The sequence below is a fragment of the Faecalibacter rhinopitheci genome (assembly GCF_015234135.1).
Classification (GTDB): domain Bacteria; phylum Bacteroidota; class Bacteroidia; order Flavobacteriales; family Weeksellaceae; genus Empedobacter; species Empedobacter rhinopitheci.
Genome location: NZ_JADGIK010000002.1, coordinates 186050 through 205786, shown reverse-complemented (window position 1 = coordinate 205786; position 19737 = coordinate 186050). Strand labels below are relative to the sequence as shown.

General features: G+C 30.7%; 14 protein-coding genes and 7 tRNA genes. 9 read left to right on the top strand and 12 right to left on the bottom strand.

Going from position 1 to position 19737, the window contains the following annotated elements:
* Positions 1-4: 4 nt before the first annotated feature.
* Complete coding sequence (locus tag IM532_RS03720) at positions 5-1621, top strand: SusD/RagB family nutrient-binding outer membrane lipoprotein (protein WP_194182099.1); 1617 nt, start codon at positions 5-7, stop codon at positions 1619-1621.
* A gap of 134 nt (positions 1622-1755) precedes the next feature.
* Here the strand turns inward: IM532_RS03720 and guaB are convergent, their stop codons facing one another.
* On the bottom strand, positions 1756-3216 hold the full coding sequence (guaB, locus tag IM532_RS03715; protein WP_194182098.1) for an IMP dehydrogenase: 1461 nt from the start codon (positions 3214-3216) through the stop codon (positions 1756-1758).
* A gap of 122 nt (positions 3217-3338) precedes the next feature.
* Here guaB and IM532_RS03710 point away from each other — a divergent pair, with 122 nt between their 5' ends.
* From IM532_RS03710 to IM532_RS03695, 4 genes are all read left to right on the top strand, one after another.
* On the top strand, positions 3339-6935 hold the full coding sequence (locus IM532_RS03710; protein ID WP_194182097.1) for a glycosyltransferase family 117 protein: 3597 nt from the start codon (positions 3339-3341) through the stop codon (positions 6933-6935).
* Positions 6936-7131: 196 nt separating this feature from the next.
* Positions 7132-7662 (top strand): hypothetical protein, encoded by a 531-nt coding sequence (locus IM532_RS03705; protein ID WP_194182096.1) that lies wholly within the window; start codon positions 7132-7134, stop codon positions 7660-7662.
* A gap of 270 nt (positions 7663-7932) precedes the next feature.
* Positions 7933-8430 (top strand): hypothetical protein, encoded by a 498-nt coding sequence (locus IM532_RS03700; RefSeq protein ID WP_194182095.1) that lies wholly within the window; start codon positions 7933-7935, stop codon positions 8428-8430.
* Positions 8431-8584: 154 nt separating this feature from the next.
* Positions 8585-9232, top strand: coding sequence for a porin family protein (locus tag IM532_RS03695; RefSeq protein WP_194182094.1), 648 nt, complete (start codon positions 8585-8587; stop codon positions 9230-9232).
* Positions 9233-9278: 46 nt separating this feature from the next.
* On the opposite strand, the gene IM532_RS03690 is transcribed toward IM532_RS03695, so the two are convergent.
* From IM532_RS03690 to IM532_RS03680, 3 genes are read right to left on the bottom strand one after another with little or no spacing between them, the layout of a single operon-like run.
* Positions 9279-10487: an ABC transporter permease gene (locus IM532_RS03690; RefSeq protein ID WP_194182093.1), complete on the bottom strand. Its 1209-nt coding sequence runs from the start codon at positions 10485-10487 to the stop codon at positions 9279-9281.
* Complete coding sequence (locus IM532_RS03685; RefSeq protein WP_194182092.1) at positions 10471-11115, bottom strand: ATP-binding cassette domain-containing protein; 645 nt, start codon at positions 11113-11115, stop codon at positions 10471-10473. The genes IM532_RS03690 and IM532_RS03685 overlap by 17 nt, the downstream gene beginning before the upstream one ends.
* A complete protein-coding gene (locus IM532_RS03680) occupies positions 11096-12724 on the bottom strand; it encodes a DUF4836 family protein (protein WP_194182091.1) in 1629 nt (542 codons plus the stop codon). The genes IM532_RS03685 and IM532_RS03680 overlap by 20 nt, the downstream gene beginning before the upstream one ends.
* 214 nt (positions 12725-12938) lie before the next feature.
* On the opposite strand from IM532_RS03680, the gene ileS reads away from it, so the two are divergent.
* The 4 genes from ileS (at position 12939) to IM532_RS03660 (ending at position 17862) form a co-directional block, all read left to right on the top strand.
* Positions 12939-16346, top strand: coding sequence for an isoleucine--tRNA ligase (ileS, locus tag IM532_RS03675; RefSeq protein ID WP_194182090.1), 3408 nt, complete (start codon positions 12939-12941; stop codon positions 16344-16346).
* Positions 16347-16352: 6 nt separating this feature from the next.
* Positions 16353-16736, top strand: coding sequence for a TraR/DksA family transcriptional regulator (locus tag IM532_RS03670; RefSeq protein WP_194182089.1), 384 nt, complete (start codon positions 16353-16355; stop codon positions 16734-16736).
* 9 nt (positions 16737-16745) lie between these two features.
* Positions 16746-17390 (top strand): lipoprotein signal peptidase, encoded by a 645-nt coding sequence (locus tag IM532_RS03665; protein WP_194182088.1) that lies wholly within the window; start codon positions 16746-16748, stop codon positions 17388-17390.
* Between the two features lie 118 nt (positions 17391-17508).
* Positions 17509-17862 carry a hypothetical protein gene (locus IM532_RS03660; RefSeq protein ID WP_194182087.1) on the top strand — a complete coding sequence of 118 codons (354 nt, stop codon included), beginning with the start codon at positions 17509-17511 and terminating at the stop codon, positions 17860-17862.
* A 41-nt stretch (positions 17863-17903) separates the two neighbouring features.
* On the opposite strand, the gene IM532_RS03655 is transcribed toward IM532_RS03660, so the two are convergent.
* The 8 genes from IM532_RS03655 to IM532_RS03620 all read right to left on the bottom strand — a co-directional run bounded on the left by IM532_RS03655 (position 17904) and on the right by IM532_RS03620 (position 19699).
* Positions 17904-17978: transfer RNA gene (locus tag IM532_RS03655), tRNA-Val, on the bottom strand.
* Positions 17979-18021: 43 nt separating this feature from the next.
* A tRNA-Val gene (locus IM532_RS03650) sits at positions 18022-18096 on the bottom strand.
* Between the two features lie 42 nt (positions 18097-18138).
* A tRNA-Val gene (locus tag IM532_RS03645) sits at positions 18139-18213 on the bottom strand.
* 42 nt (positions 18214-18255) lie between these two features.
* Positions 18256-18330 (bottom strand) — tRNA-Val (locus IM532_RS03640).
* A gap of 43 nt (positions 18331-18373) precedes the next feature.
* Positions 18374-18448: transfer RNA gene (locus tag IM532_RS03635), tRNA-Val, on the bottom strand.
* Between the two features lie 42 nt (positions 18449-18490).
* Positions 18491-18565, bottom strand: a tRNA-Val gene (locus IM532_RS03630).
* A gap of 41 nt (positions 18566-18606) precedes the next feature.
* Positions 18607-18681, bottom strand: a tRNA-Val gene (locus IM532_RS03625).
* 124 nt (positions 18682-18805) lie between these two features.
* The gene (locus tag IM532_RS03620; protein WP_194182086.1) at positions 18806-19699 is read right to left on the bottom strand and encodes a lysylphosphatidylglycerol synthase transmembrane domain-containing protein; all 894 of its coding nucleotides are present in this window, start codon (positions 19697-19699) and stop codon (positions 18806-18808) included.
* Positions 19700-19737 lie beyond the last annotated feature (38 nt).

The following is a 19737-nucleotide window of genomic DNA, read 5'->3' as shown; positions in this document are numbered from 1 at the left end:
TTCTATGAAACTTATAAATAAATTAGTTTTATTCACATTACTTGGAGCATCAGTTGGAACGTTGACTTCTTGTGATAATGATTTACTAGCTATAAATACAAATGAGAACAATCCAGAAATTGTTCCAACATCAACAATATTTAACGGAGCTAATAGATATTTAATGAATTATACTCGTGATGGGTGGTGGTCAGCTCGTATGTCACTTCCATGGATGCAGTATTCTTCTCAAAATAATTACTTAGAAGAAGATAAATATCAATATAGAGATGCTCAAACGTCTAATGGATGGACCTATTTATATCGTGCGGCTAATAATTACAAAGATATAATTCAACGTTGTGAAGATCCTGCTACAACGGTACAAATGTCTGCGTATGGTAATATTCAAAATCAGATTGCTACAAGTAGAATCATGTTAGCTTATACGTTTGACAATTTAGTAACTCATTTTGGTGATATTCCTTATTGGTCTTACGGTCAGAAAAATAATCCAAGATTCCAAGCCTTGCAAATTGATGCATATACTGTTCCAGCATATGCTACGCAAGAAGAAATTTATGCAGATTTATTAAATGAATTGAAGGCCGCAGCTGATCAAATCGTTGAGGGTGGAAGTATTTCAGGAGATAATATCTATAATGGAGATGCATCAAAGTGGAAGAAATTTGCAAACTCTTTACGTTTAAGAATAGCTAATCGTTTAAAAGATAAAATGCCAGCTGCTCAGACTCACATTTCAGAAGCGATAGCAGGTGGTGTATTTTCTAATAATGATGAGTCAGCTACTCATAAATTTGGAACAGCAGATGCTGAAGGTAATCCATTCTGGAAATTATTCTATGTAGATAATCGTACAGATTTTTATGTGAACCAAACATTTGTAGAATTATTAAAAGGTGAAAAAGGTTCTTATGGATTAGATCCTCGATTATTTGAATTAGTAGCTCCGAAAGGTTTAACATTTACACAATATAAAACAACAGATAAATGGTATAAATCTGTAGATGATGGCGGATATGGTCTAGTTGAAGGTGATTTAAATAACTATACGGGAATGCCTTATGGTCAACCGACAGTTGATACATATTATGGACTTTCTTCTAATGTAAATTTCTTTTCTCATAATTATAAAAAGATAAATAAAGCTGAAGTTCTAATGGATTACGCTGAAGTTGAATTTATTTTAGCAGAACTTAACGGATGGTCACAAGCGAATTACATTGCTGGTGTACGTGCTAATATGGAATATTGGGAAGTAAAACCTGAAATGATAGAAGCTTATATTGCAAATTTACCTGCAGCTAACCAAGAACATGTAATGAACCAAAAATACATTGCATTATTAGGAAACGCAGACGAAGCATGGAATGAGTATAGAAGAACAGGATATCCTAATACTTCAATCTTATTAATGCCAGGTGAGACTAATACAAGACCAAATGGTACAACGTATGTATTTACACCATTAATGTCAGGAAATGTTATTGCAACAGATATACCAGGACGTGTAAGATATCCAATAGGTCAACAAACACTAAACAGAGTTAACTGGACAGAAGCTTCTTCTCGTTTATCAAACGGTGATGAAATTAACTCTAAGTTATACTTTGCACGTTAATTTTATAAAATATTATAATCCTCAAATATAATTTTTACCTCTCCAATTGGAGAGGTTTTTTTTATGGGTAAAATTTTAATCTATAAAAAAAGCCGTCGATTAACGACGGCTTATATTTAGAAAACTTTTAATTCTTAATTCGAATAATTAGGTGCTTCTTTTGTAATAACAACATCATGCGGATGAGATTCATGTAATCCTGCACCAGTTATTTTAACAAATTTACCATTCTCGATTAGGTCTTGAATAGTTGGTGTACCACAGTATCCCATACCAGCTCTTAATCCTCCGCATAATTGGTATACTACATCTGATATTGATCCTTTATGAGGAACACGACCTTCAATACCTTCTGGAACTAATTTATTAGCATCTGATTGAAAATAACGATCTTTAGACCCCCTTTTCATAGCAGCTAATGAACCCATCCCTTGATACGCTTTGAATTTACGTCCTTGGAAAATAATCTCTTCTCCTGGAGCTTCATCCGTCCCAGCAAATAAACTTCCTAACATTACCAAGTTTGCTCCAGCTGCAACAGCTTTTACAATATCTCCTGATAGTTTAATTCCACCATCTCCAATAACAGATACATTTCTTGTTTTTGCATAATTATATACATCATGTATTGCAGATAATTGAGGAACTCCAACTCCAGCAACCACGCGTGTTGTGCATATAGATCCAGGTCCAACTCCAACTTTTAATGCGTTTGCTCCTGCATCTATCAAAGCTTTAGCTGCATCAGCAGTTACTATATTACCACCAACGATATCTAGATGTGGAAATGCATTACGAACCTCAGCAACTTTACGAATTACTCCCGCAGAATGTCCATGAGCAGAATCTAAAGCTACAATATCTACTCCCTTAGATACTAAAGCTTGTACTCTATCAAGCGTATCCGCTCCAACACCAACACCAGCACCAACACGTAAACGTCCTTTAGAATCTTTAGATGCATTAGGAAATTCAGTTAAATTATCAATGTCTTTGATTGTAATTAAACCAATTAGTTTATTATTTTCATCAATTATTGGTAATTTTTCAATTCTATATTGAGATAAGATTGATTTTGCTTTGTGTAAATCTGTATCAATTCCAGATGTAATGATATTTTCTTTAGTCATTACTTCTTCTACTAATTGATCAAAGTTTTCTTGGTAACGAATATCTCTGTTAGTTATAATACCAACTAAAGTTCTATCTTCTTCGATAACCGGTAATCCAGAAATTTTATATTTTTCCATTAAGATTACAGCATCGCGCAACGTATGTTTTCGTGATAAAGTGATTGGATCTGAAATCATTCCATTCTCAGAACGTTTAACCATATCAATTTCGTTGGCTTGATCTTCAATAGACATGTTTTTATGGATAAATGATAATCCACCTTCACGTGCTAAGGCAATTGCTAAACGAGCTTCTGAAACGGTGTCCATTGCTGCAGATACAATCGGAATGTTTAAAATAATATTGTCAGTAAAACGTGTTTGTAAAGATACTTGGTTCGGAAGAATCTCTGAATAGGCAGGTACTAATAACACATCGTCAAAAGTATAGCCGGTTTGAAGTATTTTGTCTGTTAAAGGCATTGCTTTTTGCAGTGCAAATATAAAGCATAAAGATTAATTTATCAAATTATCCTAAAAACAATTAAACTAAAAAATTATTCAATATTTTTACCTTAATTTCGCAAGATACTTTATTGATAATAATGGATTCAAAATTCAAAAAATGGAATAATTGCTTAGGTTTGGCCATGTTTGCAGTTTCCGCGTTAGTGTATTTATTAACGATGGAACGCCACTTAAGTTTATGGGATTGTGGAGAATACATCGTATCCTCAGCAAAATTAGGTATAACTCATGCTCCTGGAGCTGCATTGTTTCAATTATTTGGAGCAGTATGGGCAGGCTTATCTTTTGGAGATGGTGGAAAATATGCTATATTAATTAATTCAACTTCAGCATTATTTAGTGCAGGAACAATTATGTTATTGTTTTGGACAATTACCTATTTTGCACGTAAAATGTTTATTAATCAGAAAGATATCAATCTTTCTGTAGATGATGTAAAATTAAATGCTACTCAGAAATTAGTTGTTTTAGGTAGTGGACTAATTGGATCTTCAATCTTTATGTTTAGTGATACATTTTGGTACTCAGCATCAGAAGGTGAAGTATATGCAATGGCATCTTTTTTTACTGCAGTAATTGTATGGTTAATAACTAAATGGGATCCCGTAGCCGATACAGCAAGAGGTAATAAATGGTTAGTCATTATTTCTCTATTTATTGGTTTATCAATCGGGGTGCACTTAATGGCTATTTTAGCTGTTCCTTTGGTATGTTATGTATATTATGCTAGGAAATATAAATTTTCTATTAAAAGTTTTATTACTGCTAACATTATAACTGTCGCGATATTAGCTTTTACATTCAAAATAATATTCCCATTAACAATGACATTCTTCGGTAAAACGGAGGTTTATGTTGTTAACAACTTTGGAATGCCATTTCATTCAGGTTCTATCATTGCATCAGTATTATTATTAGCATTATTGTATGGAATATTCAACCTTTCAAAGAAATATGGTTCTGCATTAATTAATACAATTGCTTGGTGTATCACATTTATGTTAGTTGGATTTTCTTGTTGGTTAGTTATTCCTATCAGAGCAAATGCCAATCCACATATGAATTTAAATGATCCTGATACTGCATTAGGAGCATTAGATTATTTTAATAGAGAGCAGTATGGATCTTGGCCTGTAATGTATGGTGCTGTATATACTGCACATATTGCAGAAGATGGAATTCAAAAGGATGCGAATGGAAATTATGAAAGAAATATTACAGGAGCAGATTACATAAAAGACAACAAAATAGGGAAATATGTAAAAGTATCTGATCGTATAGAATATGTCTATAATGATAAGTACATGAAAATTTTCCCTAAAATGTTTAATCCAGATCCAAACGTAATGGAAAATTACGCAGCAGTGTATGGATTTCCAGAATTTTCATTAAATGCCGCTTATTATAATGATGAAGGTGCTCAACAAGCATTTTCCGAATTAATGAAACTTAAAGAAGCAAAAAAGATAAAGATTGCGGATTTAAAGAAATACAATGAAATATTAGATATAGAATCTCCTACATTCGTACAACAAGTTAATTACTTCTTAGATTATCAAGTAGGGTATATGTTCTTACGTTATTTTATGTGGAATTTCTCTGGTCGTCAAAATGATTTAGAAGGTAATTTTGAGGTGACAAAAGGTAATTGGATTTCAGGTATCCCATTTATTGATAATCCTAGATTAGGAGATCAATCTCTTTTACCATCAGAATATCATAATGCAGGAACTAATGTATATTTTATGTTGCCTTTAATCTTAGGATTAATCGGTATGTTCTTCCAATTAAATAGAAATTTTGTAAACTGGTGGAGTATTTTATCATTATTCTTTTTAACGAGTATTGGAATCATTATTTATACTTCCGTAAAACCATTTGAACCTCGTGAGCGTGATTATGCATTAGTTAGTTCATTCTTCGCATTTTCTATTTGGTGTGGTTTAGGAGTTCAGGGAATTTATTTTCTACTGAAAAAAGTAACTAAAAAAGAATTAAGCCAAGGATTGACAGGTGGGATAATAGCTATTTTAGCAGGAATTCCATTATTAATGGGATTTCAGAACTGGGATGATCATGACAGATCTCAGCGTACACTTGCATATTCATTAGCTTACAATTACATCAATCCTTTAGACAAAAACGCCATATTATTTGTTTACGGAGATAATGACACTTATCCTTTATGGGGATTACAAGAAACGGAAGATTTTAGAACAGACGTTAAAATTGCGAATTTAACTTTAGCTTCATCACCCTGGAATTTAGAGCAATTATTACGTCGTACATATAATGCGCCGGGAATTCCGACAAACTTAAAAACTTCTGATTTTCAAAGTGGAACTAATGATAACATTTTTATGGTTTCAGGTTCAATTAAAAACATTTTTGATCAATTAAATTCTTTTACTAAAGAAGGAGCTAATGGAGAGAAAATTTCTTTAAGCCAATTAAATCAAATGTCTCCAGAACAAGCGAGTCAGTTTTTAACTGATCCGGAGTTAGATGTAAATCAAATATTATCTGTTTACAAAGGATTAGCACCATTAGAATCATTTGTTACAAATGATACAATGACAGCGAAACAGGCTATAGATTTTATTTTAGATAATAAGTCTGAGACAAAAAAGGCGCTTGCAGACTACTTTGGATACAAAATAGGACCAGTAAATTTCTTACCAGTTAGTACAATTAAAATTCCTGTAAATAAAGCGAATGCTGTGAAGTACGGAATTGTAGCAAAAGAAGATGCGCACAAAATGGTTGACGAAATTACGATTAATATTAAAAAATCAACTTTATACAAAGGAGATTTAATGATGTTATCTATGCTTGCTAATTACAATTGGGATCGTCCAATCTATTTTAGTGGAGGAGGTGTATCAGATCCATCCAACACATTTTATTTAAATGATTATTTGATGAATACTGGTTTAACTTATAAATTAGTTCCTATCTATAATGAATTTGGTAAAGGAGGTGTAATAGGAGGTTCTAATATTAATGAATTATCTCGTATTTTCTTTTCATATAAATCTCCAGGATTCAACAAAGAAAATGTTTCTTATAGTTTAACAGAACGTAATTATTCCTCATCATTTAGAAATGTTGCCGTAAGATTAGCAGATGATTTATTAGCAGCTGGTAAAAAACAAGAAGCAATAAAAGTATTGGACAAAATAATGGAAGAAATTCCTGCTTGGCCTCGTTATGATATAGGTTATGGAGTAAGCCGTATTGCTGGATTATATCTTAAAGCAGGAGAGGAAAAGAAAGCAAAAGAATTATTTCAATATGTTCGCAAAAATGCAAATGATAAAATAAAATTCTTTGATACTTTACCAACGAGCTTTAGAAATACAGTTTCTAGTGATATATCAGGTGCAAAAAGTGATGTAATGATGGCTTTATTTAATGAAGTATCAGCAATTTCTGAAAAAGGTGAAAAAGAAAAAGCTTTAGCTCGATTTGAAAAAGATTATGCTCCTTTTAAAGCAAGTTTTGTAGCTTTATATAAAGAAGTAATTGCAGACGGAAAAGTGGAACCTCATGAGGAGTCTCGATTAATGAATCAATTAAACTTCTTAAATGATTTAATTGGTGTAGCTGCAGAAGTTGATACAATATACGCTAAGAAGCAACAAGATCTATTATATCAAATAGTTGGACAATAAATCTATTTTAAATAAATCATAAAAAAAGTACAGCCAAATGGCTGTACTTTTTTTATTTATAATAATTTATACACGCTATATGCGCAATTGTTAATATTTTTTAACAAATTTATAATTTTTGGCACGTTACTTGAAAAAGGTGGAGTAATCATTCTTATGATTAGCTATTATAAATAAATAAAAAAAAATAAATACGATGAAAAAATTATTATTTGCAGCTGCATTCGCAGCAATCGGATTAGTAGGTGTTAATGCACAAACAGGATTTGAGGGTACTGTACATGTTGGTATTCCTGTAGGAGATACAGCAGATGTTTCTTCTTTCAACGTTGGTGTAGATTTAGCATATTTATGGCCAGTAGCCACAAACTTTAGCTTAGGAGCAAAAGTTGGTTATGATCATTTTATTGGTAAAGATTATGATTACAGAGTAGGAAATCAAGTTCTTACAGTCGAAGGTGAAGATTATGGATTTATTCCATTAGCTGCAACTGCAAAATATGAATTTGGAGGAAGCAATATCTTTGTAGGAGCTGACTTAGGTTATGCATTTGCAACTACTGACGGAATGGAAGGAGGTTTATTCTACCAACCTAAAGTAGGATATTCAGCATCAACATGGGATTTATATGTTGGATACAAAGGAATTAGTGCAGGACCAGAAGATAATGACTATATTGATTATAAATTTAATGCAGTATCTGTAGGATTTGCATATAAATTCTAATAATGTTTAAAATAATAAAAAAAGCTATCCTTTAGGATAGCTTTTTTTATTTCTCATAAATGCATTTCCATAAAATACAGAATGCTTTTATATTAAACATTGTTGTTCTGTTAAAATACTCTTATAATTAATTTTGAGATTATTATTAAATGCAGACTACTAGCGAGTTATATTATTTTAAGAATTTTAAGTTTTAATTTTATTATAGCTTAAAATTATTTAACTATCTGAATAACAATACTTTTGTATTGGTTAGTTTAGTTAGGTTTTATGAAAAAAATAGTAATATGTTTAGCTGTTGTGTGTGCAGCTATAAAAATCAATGCACAAGAATCAAATAAAACAGGAATACGAGTTAATACGTATGCTGGTCTACCAGTTGGTTATGCTTCAAATCACTCTGATATAAATCTAGGAATTTCTATTGGATACTTAGGACCAATTAATGATATAATTAAAGTCGGAGGTCATATTGGATACGATTATTCTAATGTAAGAAATGATTCACGATTAAATAACAAATCTACTTTTAATTATTTAATGATTGGTGGTTCTGCAGAAATAGATGTTTATAAAAATCTTTATTTCGGAGCTGATTTAGGTTATGCGTTTGGACAAGGAAAAAAGACTTCTGGAACTCATTATTTTACGCCTAAGTTAGGATATCATTACAATGAATTAATGGATTTTTATCTTCATTACAAGGGTGTTAGATTTAACGGATATCAAGTAGCATCAGTTGGAGCTGGAGTCGCTTTTAAATTTTAAAAGAATAAATAGCTACCCTCTCACTTAATTTTAGAATATTTTTATGTTTTTAAAATATTGATAAACAATGTTTTGTGGGTTTTAATCAATTTTAGATAATTTTTGGCATGTTAGTTGAAAATTACTTATCAACTTAATTTAAAATATTTATAAAATGAAAAAGTTATTTTTTGTGGCAATGGGGTTGGTAGGATTAGTTGGTGTTAACGCACAAGAAAAGACTAATACTCCACAATTAGGTATTAAAACTAATTTAAATGTTACTTCTTTTTTAGGCGATGATGTAAAAGATGATAATTACAAATTAGGATGGTCTGCAGGTGTTTATTACCACATTCCTTTAAACCAAACTGTTGCAATTCAACCAGAGGTTAATTTTGCTAGAGTAGGTGCCAAATATAAAAATGATTTAGTTAATTCAAATAATATTACAACAACATATTCAAATACAACAACATTAGATTATATTCAAGTTCCAGTTCTTTTAAAAATTTATCCTGGAGGAACACGTTTCAATTTTGAAATTGGTCCACAAGTAGGATTTAATGTATATGCATCAAATAAAGCTAAATTTGATACAAACATTAATGGACAAAGTATAACAAGTGAAACTAAAACTGATATCTCTGATAGTGTAGAAAAAGTAGATTTTGGTGCTGTTGCAGGAGTTGGTTATAATATTACAGATAATATTAACGTAGGAGTTAGATATTACTTAGGGTTAAAAGATACTTTTAAAGGTGATTCTAACTTTGATGCAAAAAATCACGGATTTAACTTAGGTGTAGGATATTCTTTCTAAATCACTTAAAAAAAAATAAAAAAAGGGAGCCAATCGGTTCCTTTTTTTATTTTTTAATAATATGATGTATGGTTGATTTTAAGATAATTGAGTTTATAATAACAATTACAATTAATGCAATCATACTTCCTATAATTATTTGTGTAAATGATGAATATTCAATTGTAATAAAATTTCCTATTTTACCTTTAATATAGCTCACTGTATAATAAACTAAAGGAATACTTACAACTAAGCCTAAAATCAGAAATAAAGCCATTATTTTCTGATAAGTCCAACTCAGCTGATTAGCGGTAAATCCAATCAATGACAAATCTTTAATTTTATGTTTATTTTTCTCAATTAATAATTGAAAATTAATTAACATTAACCAAATTGAGGCTAGTACGATTATTCCGCCAATAAATAATACTAAACTAAACGCTATTTTTAAATAAGATGTTAATTCATTATTTTTTAATTCATCTTTATTTATATCATAATTCTCACTTTCAAAAAAAGAGATATAGTTTTCCTCACCATCATTTTTTATTTGTACAATGATTCGAGAGGATTCATTATTTTTTTGAGATGCAAAATGCTCATTAGCCCAATCTAAGAAATTTTCAGGAACTAAAATTGTATTAATTTTAGTTGTAAAGTCTACAATTTTTGCTTGATATATTTTTTGGTTCCCTTGTTTTCCAATAATTAATTGAAATGGAATTTGTGTAAAAAGTCCTTCCGATACTTGCGGCAAACCTTGGCTAGATGCAAATCCGAAGTTATATAAGTTTAAATAACTTTTAGGAATTATAATAGGAACAAAATCGTTTCCTTCTTCCCAAGCCCATTTGTCATTTTCTATATCAATAAAATTTTCAGGAACAGATTCAAAAAATAAATCGGTAGAAAATCCTCTAATTCCTGCGACCCCACCAACTTGTAATTTAACGGGGAATAAGCTTGTTTTAAAAGTGCCAATTTGTTCTATAAAAGACTGGTTCTTTAAAATCTCAATTTCATCTTGATTAAAAGTAGGTTTAGTGCCAGTTAGGGATTGTAAAGAAGATATTTTTTTATTTAAAACAATGTAATTAGATTTCCAGACTGTTGAATCTTTGGTGAAATTTTTCGCAAAATCAAAATATAATACGTTTCCTAAAATCAGAATATAAAATCCAATTATTGTGAAAATAAAAAATGTAATTATTCGTGTGATACTAATTTCTTGACGAACAATTTTTTGAAGCAATTGATTAGAGTTGGATAACATGGCTTAAGCGTTTATCATTATTAAATTCTAATGTGGTTAAAATAATACCTGCATTGTTTTTTATGGCTTCTTTTTCAATCATATTCATCAATAGATTTTTATTTTGATCGTCTAAATGACTAAAAGGTTCATCTAGTAAAATAAAATCAAATGGCTGGCAAAATGCTCGTATTACTGCAATTCGCTGACGTTGACCAAAGGAAAGATGTAAGGCTTTTTGATTTAAGTGTTTTTCTAAACCTATAGTTTCAACCCATTCTATAATTTGCTTTTCAGAAACATGGTTAGTTAAACCATTTTTTAATTGAATATTTTCTAATAAGGTAAGTTCTTCAAATAAATGTAATCCTTGAAAAACATAGGATAGTTTTGATCTTCTAAGTTCATTCCATTTTTTTACATTAAAAGTTGAAATATTTATGTCATCAAAAAAAACTTCTCCATCATAATCTTTTCTATCCCCGTAAATAATATTTATTAGGGTTGACTTACCTACGCCTGAATTGGCTATTATTTGATAATATTTACCTTTTTCAAAAGTAATTGTGTTATTCCAAACTTCAGATTTATCAAACCCAAAATCTTTTAAAGGATGTGGTATAACTTGATTAATTTTTATCTCGTTCATTTAAATTGATTTGTGGATTTAAGTATAAAGAATAAGCATTGTCTATAAATTTAAGGATCAATTCTAGTGAATTACCCTCGATATTTTTAAATTTTATTTGACCATTTTTAGTATATTCATCTGAAAAATTAAGTTTTAAATATTCAATATTTTGGGCGAAATTTCTAACTTCTGTTGTTTCCCCAAATGGAAGTTGATTAAAGAAAAAGTCTTTAACTTCTGTTGGATATTCCTCTAAATTTAAATTAACATTTGCAAATAATGGATACTTAGCTCCATTTGAATAATCACTCTGAATGAAATTAATTTTTTCTACTCGATCATTTATAAAGTTTGAAATCTGAATGTGATTATTTGTAATATATAAAACATTATTTTTTTGTGTAATATATAGGGATGTTTGAGAATTGATTGGAAATGTGTAATAATTTAACTCTTTAATTAAACCTTCCTGAAGTGTAGAAATTAAATGATTATAAAATGCTTGATCTTTCATTTTTCCGGCTAAAATAAATTGAGGAACAATTACTTTGTTTGCAAATTTTTCTTTTTTCCCAAAGTATTCTTTTACATTAAAAGTTTGTCTACTCTCAAAATCGAAAACGCTTAATAGTATTTCTCCTTCTGCACTTTTAGCTAAAATAGCGGGATTAATATCATAGTTGTTTATAAATTCTGAGATGTAATTCTGTTGGCTAAGAATATATTTAGCATTAGATGGATGCACCGCAAATCCAATATTTAAATAACTTTGTTTAGGGAAAAATTTAAAAATTTCTGAATTTATTTTACTCTTCCATATTGGCCTTTTTTCCATTTTAATTTTTGTAGCATGATCAGGATGGAATTTTTGAGTAATGCTTATATTATCGTTATTAAAAGAAAGAAAAGTTGCCCAAGCACTATTTGTTAGATCAATTTCATTTTTCTCAACAGTATTTGTTTGGTTAAAATAATTAAGGAATTTTCCTGTATACCATATATTAATATCTTCCGATTTTTTTAGGAAATCAGCAAAACTATTGTTGGTGTTTTTTAAAGCCTTTTCAGAACTTATCAGCCTTTTAAAATATTCATCTATAACTTTAGTTGAAGTTCCAAATTCACTTGCTATAAAAATAAAATGTTTATTATTCCACGCTACAAATGGTTTTTTTTGACCTGCTATAAAAGTATATTTTCCTTCATCTATAAAATTAATTTCTTTTTTATATATAGCTTTATAAATGATTTTTAATTGTGATTCAAAGTCACTTTTTTTGTTCATGTTCATCACTAATGAAGCGACATTTTTTTGTTGATGCTTCTTTCCGAAAATGTAAATAGGCGATATTAAATCTAATCCTGATGAAGTGGGTGAAGATTTAAATTTTTCAAATAAATCATTTAAAGTAGGATCTGAATTTTTTATTTCGTTTACCACAATATTAGCCCAATTATACGTTTCGATATTTTTGAAATTTCCTTTTTCGGCTATGGTTTTGGGATTAATTTGGACCACAAAATCTACATCTTCTGGAATAATTTCTACATAATCCTTATTTTTTGAACAACTAAAAAGTTGTATAATAAACAGTGCCAGTCCAATGAAATTAAATATTTTTCTCATAATTGATTCGTATATATTGGATGAATAAGTGTATTTACAAAAATGGTAAAATATTTCGCTAAAACTCTAAGATTTCAACTGAATTGATTTAAATATTTTTTATAATACTGTTTTGCATATAAAATACACAGTTGCGGAGGGAAATGTTACTATAATTTAGCAATTTTCCTTATATTCGCAAACCTTGATTTAGAAAGAAATAAACTCAGAATTCATGGCAAATAAATTCAAAGAATATAAGCACTTAGACTTAGTACAAGTCGCACAGGATACTTTAAAAGATTGGAAAGATAATAATGTCTTTGAAGAAAGTATTACGTCTCGTGAAGGAAATGATTCATACGTTTTTTACGAAGGACCACCTTCTGCAAACGGAAAGCCAGGAATTCACCACGTATTGGCACGATCTATAAAAGATATTTTTTGTCGTTACCAAACGTTAAAAGGAAAACAAGTTTTTCGTAAAGCAGGTTGGGATACACATGGTTTACCAGTAGAACTTGGAACTGAAAAAGAATTAGGAATTACAAAAGAAGATATCGGAACTAAAATTTCGATTACTGAATATAACGAAGCTTGTAAAAATACAGTAATGCGTTACACAGACTTGTGGAATGACTTAACTGAAAAAATGGGGTATTGGGTAGATATGAACGATCCATATATCACATACAAGCCAAAATATATGGAGTCGGTTTGGTGGTTGTTAAAACAAATCTATAATAAAGATTTATTATACAAAGGATACACAATCCAACCATATTCTCCAAAAGCGGGTACAGGTTTATCTTCTCATGAATTAAATCAGCCAGGAACTTATCAAGATGTTACAGATACTACAATTGTAGCACAGTTTAAAGCTAAAAAAGATACTTCTGATTTATTGAAAGATGTAGATGGTGATGTTTATTTCTTAGCTTGGACAACTACACCTTGGACTTTATCTTCAAACACAGCTTTAACAGTTGGACCAAAAATCGATTATGTATTAGTTGAAACATTCAATCAATATACATTCGAGCCAATTAAAGTAATCTTAGGTAAACCATTAGTAGGAAAACAATTTGGTAAACCATATTTCTTAGCAGAAACAGAAGAAGATTTCAAAGTTTATGCTGCAGGAAATAAAACAATTCCTTATCGCATTTTAGCGGAATACAAAGGAGCTGATTTAGTAGGAACAAAATATGAGCAATTATTAGAATGGGCTTTACCATTCGAGGATGCAGATAAAGCATTCCAAGTAATCCCTGGTGATTTCGTTACAACAGAAGATGGTACAGGTATCGTACATACAGCGCCTACTTTTGGTGCAGATGATGCGAAAGTAGCAAAAGATGCTGGTGTTCCTCCAATGTTAGTTTTGGATGAAAATGGTAATCCTGTTCCATTAGTAGATTTACAAGGTCGTTACGTAGCTCAAATTCCTGAAGGTTTCGGAGGGAAATATGTGAAAAATGAATACTACGATGAAGGTCAAGCACCTGAGAAATCAGTGGATGTTGAAATCGCGATTTTATTAAAAGAGCGTAATCAAGCTTTCAAAGTAGAGAAATATAAACACAGTTACCCACATTGTTGGAGAACAGACAAACCAATTTTATATTACCCATTAGACTCTTGGTTCATTAAAGTAACAGCGGTTAAAGATCGTATGGTTGAATTGAACAAAGAAATTAATTGGAAACCAAAAGCAACTGGAGAAGGTCGTTTCGGAAATTGGTTAGAAAATGCGAACGATTGGAACTTATCTCGTTCTCGTTACTGGGGTATTCCATTACCAATCTGGAGAACAGAAGATGGTGATGAAGTAACTGTTGTTGGTTCTGTAGAAGAATTAGTTGCTGAAATAGAAAAAGCAATTACTGCTGGAGTTATGACTTCAAATCCATTTGAAGGTTTCGAAGTTGGAAATATGTCTGAAACTAATTACGATTTAATCGACTTACATAAAAATGTAGTAGATGAGGTGATTTTAGTTTCTGCTTCAGGAAAACCAATGAAACGTGAGTCTGACTTAATAGATGTTTGGTTTGATTCAGGAGCAATGCCTTATGCACAAGTTCACTATCCATTCGAGAACAAAGAATTAATCGATAACGGAACAATGTATCCAGCAGATTTTATTGCTGAAGGGGTAGATCAAACTCGTGGATGGTTCTATACATTACACGCAATTGGAACATTAGTTTTTGATTCAAAAGCTTATAAAAACGTTGTATCTAACGGTTTAGTGTTAGATAAAAACGGACAAAAGATGTCTAAACGTTTAGGGAATGCAGTAGATCCATTTGAAACATTAGCGACGTATGGTCCTGATGCAACGCGTTGGTACATGATTGCAAATGCTCAACCCTGGGAAAACTTAAAATTCGATTTAGCAGGTGTTGATGAGGTTCGTCGTAAATTATTCGGAACATTATACAACACATATTCATTCTTTGCATTATATGCAAACGTAGATGGATTTACTTATGCTGAAGAAGAAATTCCAGTAGAAGAGCGTGCAGAGTTAGATCAATGGATTTTATCGGAGTTAAATACATTAACGAAGAAAGTAGATACGTATTTAGCAGAATACGAACCAACAAAAGCGGCTCGTGCAATTCAAGAATTCGTAATCGATAATTTATCGAACTGGCACATTCGTTTATCAAGAAGACGTTTCTGGAAAGGGGAGTATTCAAAAGATAAAATCTCTGCTTACCAAACATTATACACAGTATTAGAAACTGTTGCAATTTTAGGATCTCCAATCGCACCATTCTTTATGGATCGATTATACAAAGATTTAAATGCTGCAACAGGTAAAAATGCTGCAAAATCTGTACACTTAGCATTATTCCCAACTGTGGATGAAACGTTAATTAAAGCAGATTTAGAAGAGCAAACGCATTTAGCACAGATGGCAACAAGTATGATTTTATCGTTACGTAAATTAAGCGATATGAAAGTACGTCAACCATTACAAAAAGTAATTATTCCTGTATTAAATGATTCAATGAAGCAAAAATTAGAATCAATTACAGAATTATTAAAACAAGAGGTAAATGTAAAAGAAATTCAATTATTAACGAATGAGGAAGCATCAAACCTTTTAGTAAAATCAATTAAGCCTAATTTCAAAACTTTAGGACCTAAGTTCGGAAAAGAAATGAAAGCTATTTCTGCTGCTACAGCACAATTATCTAATGATGAAATTGTTAAATTAGAGGCAGAAGGAAAAATTGATTTGGTAATCGACAATAAAACATATACTTTAGAAGTCGAAGATTTTGAAATTACAACTAAAGATATTCCAGGATGGACCGTTTCATCTAATTCAACATTAACAGTTGCCTTAGATTTACAATTATCTGACGAATTAGTAAATGAAGGAATTGCTCGTGAATTAGTAAATCGTGTACAAAATTTACGTAAAGAAACTGGATTAGAAGTAACAGATAAAATTAAGCTACAAATAAAAAATGATGAACCAATCGTTAAAGCGGTTGAATCAAATAAAGAGTATATCTGTTCTGAAACTCTTACAGTAGAATTAGAAATTTTGGATACTGTAAAAGATGGAATTGAGGTAGAAATTAATGGAATTTCAACTATGATAACGGTTTTAAAAAAGTAAGCGCTTATGGCTACAGAAGAAAGAGTAAGATATTCTGATAAAGAATTAGAAGAATTTAAAACGTTGATTCAAGAAAAATTGGACCAAGCGATTAGAGACTACGATCTTTTAAAAGAAGCTTATATGAACGATAGTTCAAATGGAACAGATGATACATCACCTACTTTCAAGGCTTTCGAAGAAGGATCTGAGACAATGAGTAAGGAGCAAAATGCTCAATTAGCTTCTCGTCAAGAAAAGTTCATTAGAGATCTTAAAAATGCATTGATTCGTATAGAGAATAAAACTTATGGAATTTGTAGAGTTACCGGAAAATTAATAAATCCAGAACGTCTTAAATTAGTTCCACATGCAACTTTAAGTATCGAAGCGAAAAATTTACAACGTTAAAATATTATTTTGAAAAAAGTTTTTTTGATTACTTTTCTGGTCATTTTAATTGATCAAATCTCAAAATTTTATGTCAAAACTAACTTTTATTTAGGCGAGGATGTCGAAGTGTTTAGCTGGTTCAAAATCGCCTTTGTAGAAAATCCTGGAATGGCATATGGAATGGAGTTTGGAGGTGTTACAGGTAAAATTATTTTAACCGTTTTACGAATTTTCTTAATAGCAGGTATTATTTACTATATAAATATGTATGCTAAGAAAATTTCCAATAGCTATTTTATAATTCCAGTTGGATTAATTCTAGCTGGTGCCATTGGAAATGTGATTGATTGTATTGCGTATGGTGCGATATTCGACAAAGGAACAACGTGGAACGATATGTTTCAAGGTTGGGCTGGATATCCCGGAATTGCAAAAGCAGATTTTACTGGATATTCGGGTTGGCTTACAGGATGTGTGGTAGATATGCTATATTTCCCACTATTCGAATTAGATTGGCCATCTTGGATTCCAATCATTGGAGGACAGCACTACAAGTTTTTTCAACCAGTATTCAACATTGCAGATACAGCCATTTCTATAGGAGGTTTTGCATTATTTATTTTTAGAAATAAAGCTTTTATTACCGACTCAGGAGAGCGAATTAAGTTTTAAAATACAAAACCCTTACAAGTCACTTGTAAGGGTTTTTTTTATGTTTATATTTGATGCTATTTATAATTAAATAGATGAATAATTTTTTTAAAAAAATCAACTTGTAATAGCTTTTGTATTGGCTATCTTTTCAGCTTATTTGATTAATGAATATATAAATAATGTAGAAAGTATAGATCATAAAAATAAGAAGGAAATTACGATAGCTGGAAAGAACTGCGGTGTTGGTAATGGAGCGTATTCAATATCATTTTTATATCATAATAAAAGATATAATACTAAAATTTTAGGGGGACCATGTTTAGATTTGAATATTGGAGATAAATATGAATTATATTATTCAGATAAAAATGATGATTTTCTAGATCATCAATCTGTTAAACATAGTTTAAAAGGAGTAGTAGCTTCAATCGTAATTTTTGTGCTTTCACTTTTTCCTTATAAACGCTTAATGAAAACCAAAATACATTAAAATAAAAATTCCTTTCAAGTAATCTTGAAAGGAATTTTATGTGGTCCCTACTGGATTCGAACCAGTGACCCCCTGCTTGTAAGGCAGGTGCTCTGAACCAACTGAGCTAAGAGACCTTGTTTTAGAATTTTACTAAAAAGACTTACTATTGTCTTTATGTGGTCCCTACTGGATTCGAACCAGTGACCCCCTGCTTGTAAGGCAGGTGCTCTGAACCAACTGAGCTAAGAGACCTTATTAGAATTTTATTGAAAAGACTTACTATTGTCTTTTTTGTGGTCCCTACTGGATTCGAACCAGTGACCCCCTGCTTGTAAGGCAGGTGCTCTGAACCAACTGAGCTAAGAGACCTTATTAGAATTTTATTGAAAAGACTTACTATTGTCTTTTATGTGGTCCCTACTGGATTCGAACCAGTGACCCCCTGCTTGTAAGGCAGGTGCTCTGAACCAACTGAGCTAAGAGACCTTGTTTTAGAATTTTACTAAAAAGACTTTCTATTGTCTTTATGTGGTCCCTACTGGATTCGAACCAGTGACCCCCTGCTTGTAAGGCAGGTGCTCTGAACCAACTGAGCTAAGAGACCTTATTAGAATTTTATTGAAAAGACTTACTATTGTCTTTTTTGTGGTCCCTACTGGATTCGAACCAGTGACCCCCTGCTTGTAAGGCAGGTGCTCTGAACCAACTGAGCTAAGGGACCTTATTAGAATTTGATTGAAAAGACTTACTATTGTCTTTATGTGGTCCCTACTGGATTCGAACCAGTGACCCCCTGCTTGTAAGGCAGGTGCTCTGAACCAACTGAGCTAAGGGACCTTCGTAATTGGATTGCAAATATAGGGCTGTTTTTGAATAATCCAAATACTTGAATCGAAAAAATATTAAATAAAATTTGATGTTTTACATAACTCTTTTCTATTCAGTTAAATATTTTAAAAACCTAAAATGAAATTTTTGTATTTTTTTTCTTCTCTTCAACTTTTACACCTTTAAATAAGTAGATGATTCCAATAAATGATACTGTAATTGTAATTATTGAGAAGATAAATGCAGCACTTGTTGCTAAAGTTTCATCAAAATTAAATCGATGCGCGGCATACATAAACACAATTTCACGTATTCCAAACCCACTGAAAGATATAATAGATAATATACCCGAAACAAGAAAAATTAGTAGGTAAATACTGAAATTGTCAGGATGAATATTTAAGCCTTCTAATACAAAGTAAAGCATTCCTACTTGAATCAATTGTAAAACAATTGAATAAATCATTGAGTTAAAAAATGTTTTTTTATGTATAGGGAAAAATAATCCTAAAAGATAGGGAACAGCAATAAACCCGATTAAAGAGCTTATTAATGCGCTATACTGAATAATAGGATAGTCAGTTAAATTAGATAAATAAACTAAAAAAATGATAATTAAAATCATTGCAAATAATCCTATAATCTTATCTAAAAAAACAGATTGGGAAATTTGTTTTAAACCATTTTTATAATTTTTATTTAAAATATATACTTTGTAGGCATCACCTCCAATACCTCCTGGAACAAAGGTGTTATAAAACATACCTAAGAAATATAAACGAATATTTGATCTATATGATAAATCAAGATTTATATCTCTAAAATAATAATCTAAGCGAAATACAGATAAAGCCTGTGAAGCGATAAATAATAGGACTGCTAAAAAAATATAAAACCAATTGGCATTTTTATAATTATCAAGAATGTCGAAAATATGTAATTTGACAAAGAAAACGTAATAAATTAAAACCAAGCTAATCGCAAGTTTTATCCCAGTTACAAGGTGTTTTTTTGTTTTTTGATTCAATGTATGATCACTTCAAAATTAAGCAGCAAATTTAGAGA

What these genes read in the sequence shown, in the direction of transcription:
- IM532_RS03720 (WP_194182099.1), top strand. Translation starts at nt 5, where the DNA reads ATGAAACTTATAAATAAATTAGTTTTATTCACATTACTTGGAGCATCA.
- guaB (WP_194182098.1), bottom strand. Translation starts at nt 3,216, where the DNA reads ATGCCTTTAACAGACAAAATACTTCAAACCGGCTATACTTTTGACGAT.
- IM532_RS03710 (WP_194182097.1), top strand. Translation starts at nt 3,339, where the DNA reads ATGGATTCAAAATTCAAAAAATGGAATAATTGCTTAGGTTTGGCCATG.
- IM532_RS03705 (WP_194182096.1), top strand. Translation starts at nt 7,132, where the DNA reads ATGAAAAAATTATTATTTGCAGCTGCATTCGCAGCAATCGGATTAGTA.
- IM532_RS03700 (WP_194182095.1), top strand. Translation starts at nt 7,933, where the DNA reads ATGAAAAAAATAGTAATATGTTTAGCTGTTGTGTGTGCAGCTATAAAA.
- IM532_RS03695 (WP_194182094.1), top strand. Translation starts at nt 8,585, where the DNA reads ATGAAAAAGTTATTTTTTGTGGCAATGGGGTTGGTAGGATTAGTTGGT.
- IM532_RS03690 (WP_194182093.1), bottom strand. Translation starts at nt 10,487, where the DNA reads ATGTTATCCAACTCTAATCAATTGCTTCAAAAAATTGTTCGTCAAGAA.
- IM532_RS03685 (WP_194182092.1), bottom strand. Translation starts at nt 11,115, where the DNA reads ATGAACGAGATAAAAATTAATCAAGTTATACCACATCCTTTAAAAGAT.
- IM532_RS03680 (WP_194182091.1), bottom strand. Translation starts at nt 12,724, where the DNA reads ATGAGAAAAATATTTAATTTCATTGGACTGGCACTGTTTATTATACAA.
- ileS (WP_194182090.1), top strand. Translation starts at nt 12,939, where the DNA reads ATGGCAAATAAATTCAAAGAATATAAGCACTTAGACTTAGTACAAGTC.
- IM532_RS03670 (WP_194182089.1), top strand. Translation starts at nt 16,353, where the DNA reads ATGGCTACAGAAGAAAGAGTAAGATATTCTGATAAAGAATTAGAAGAA.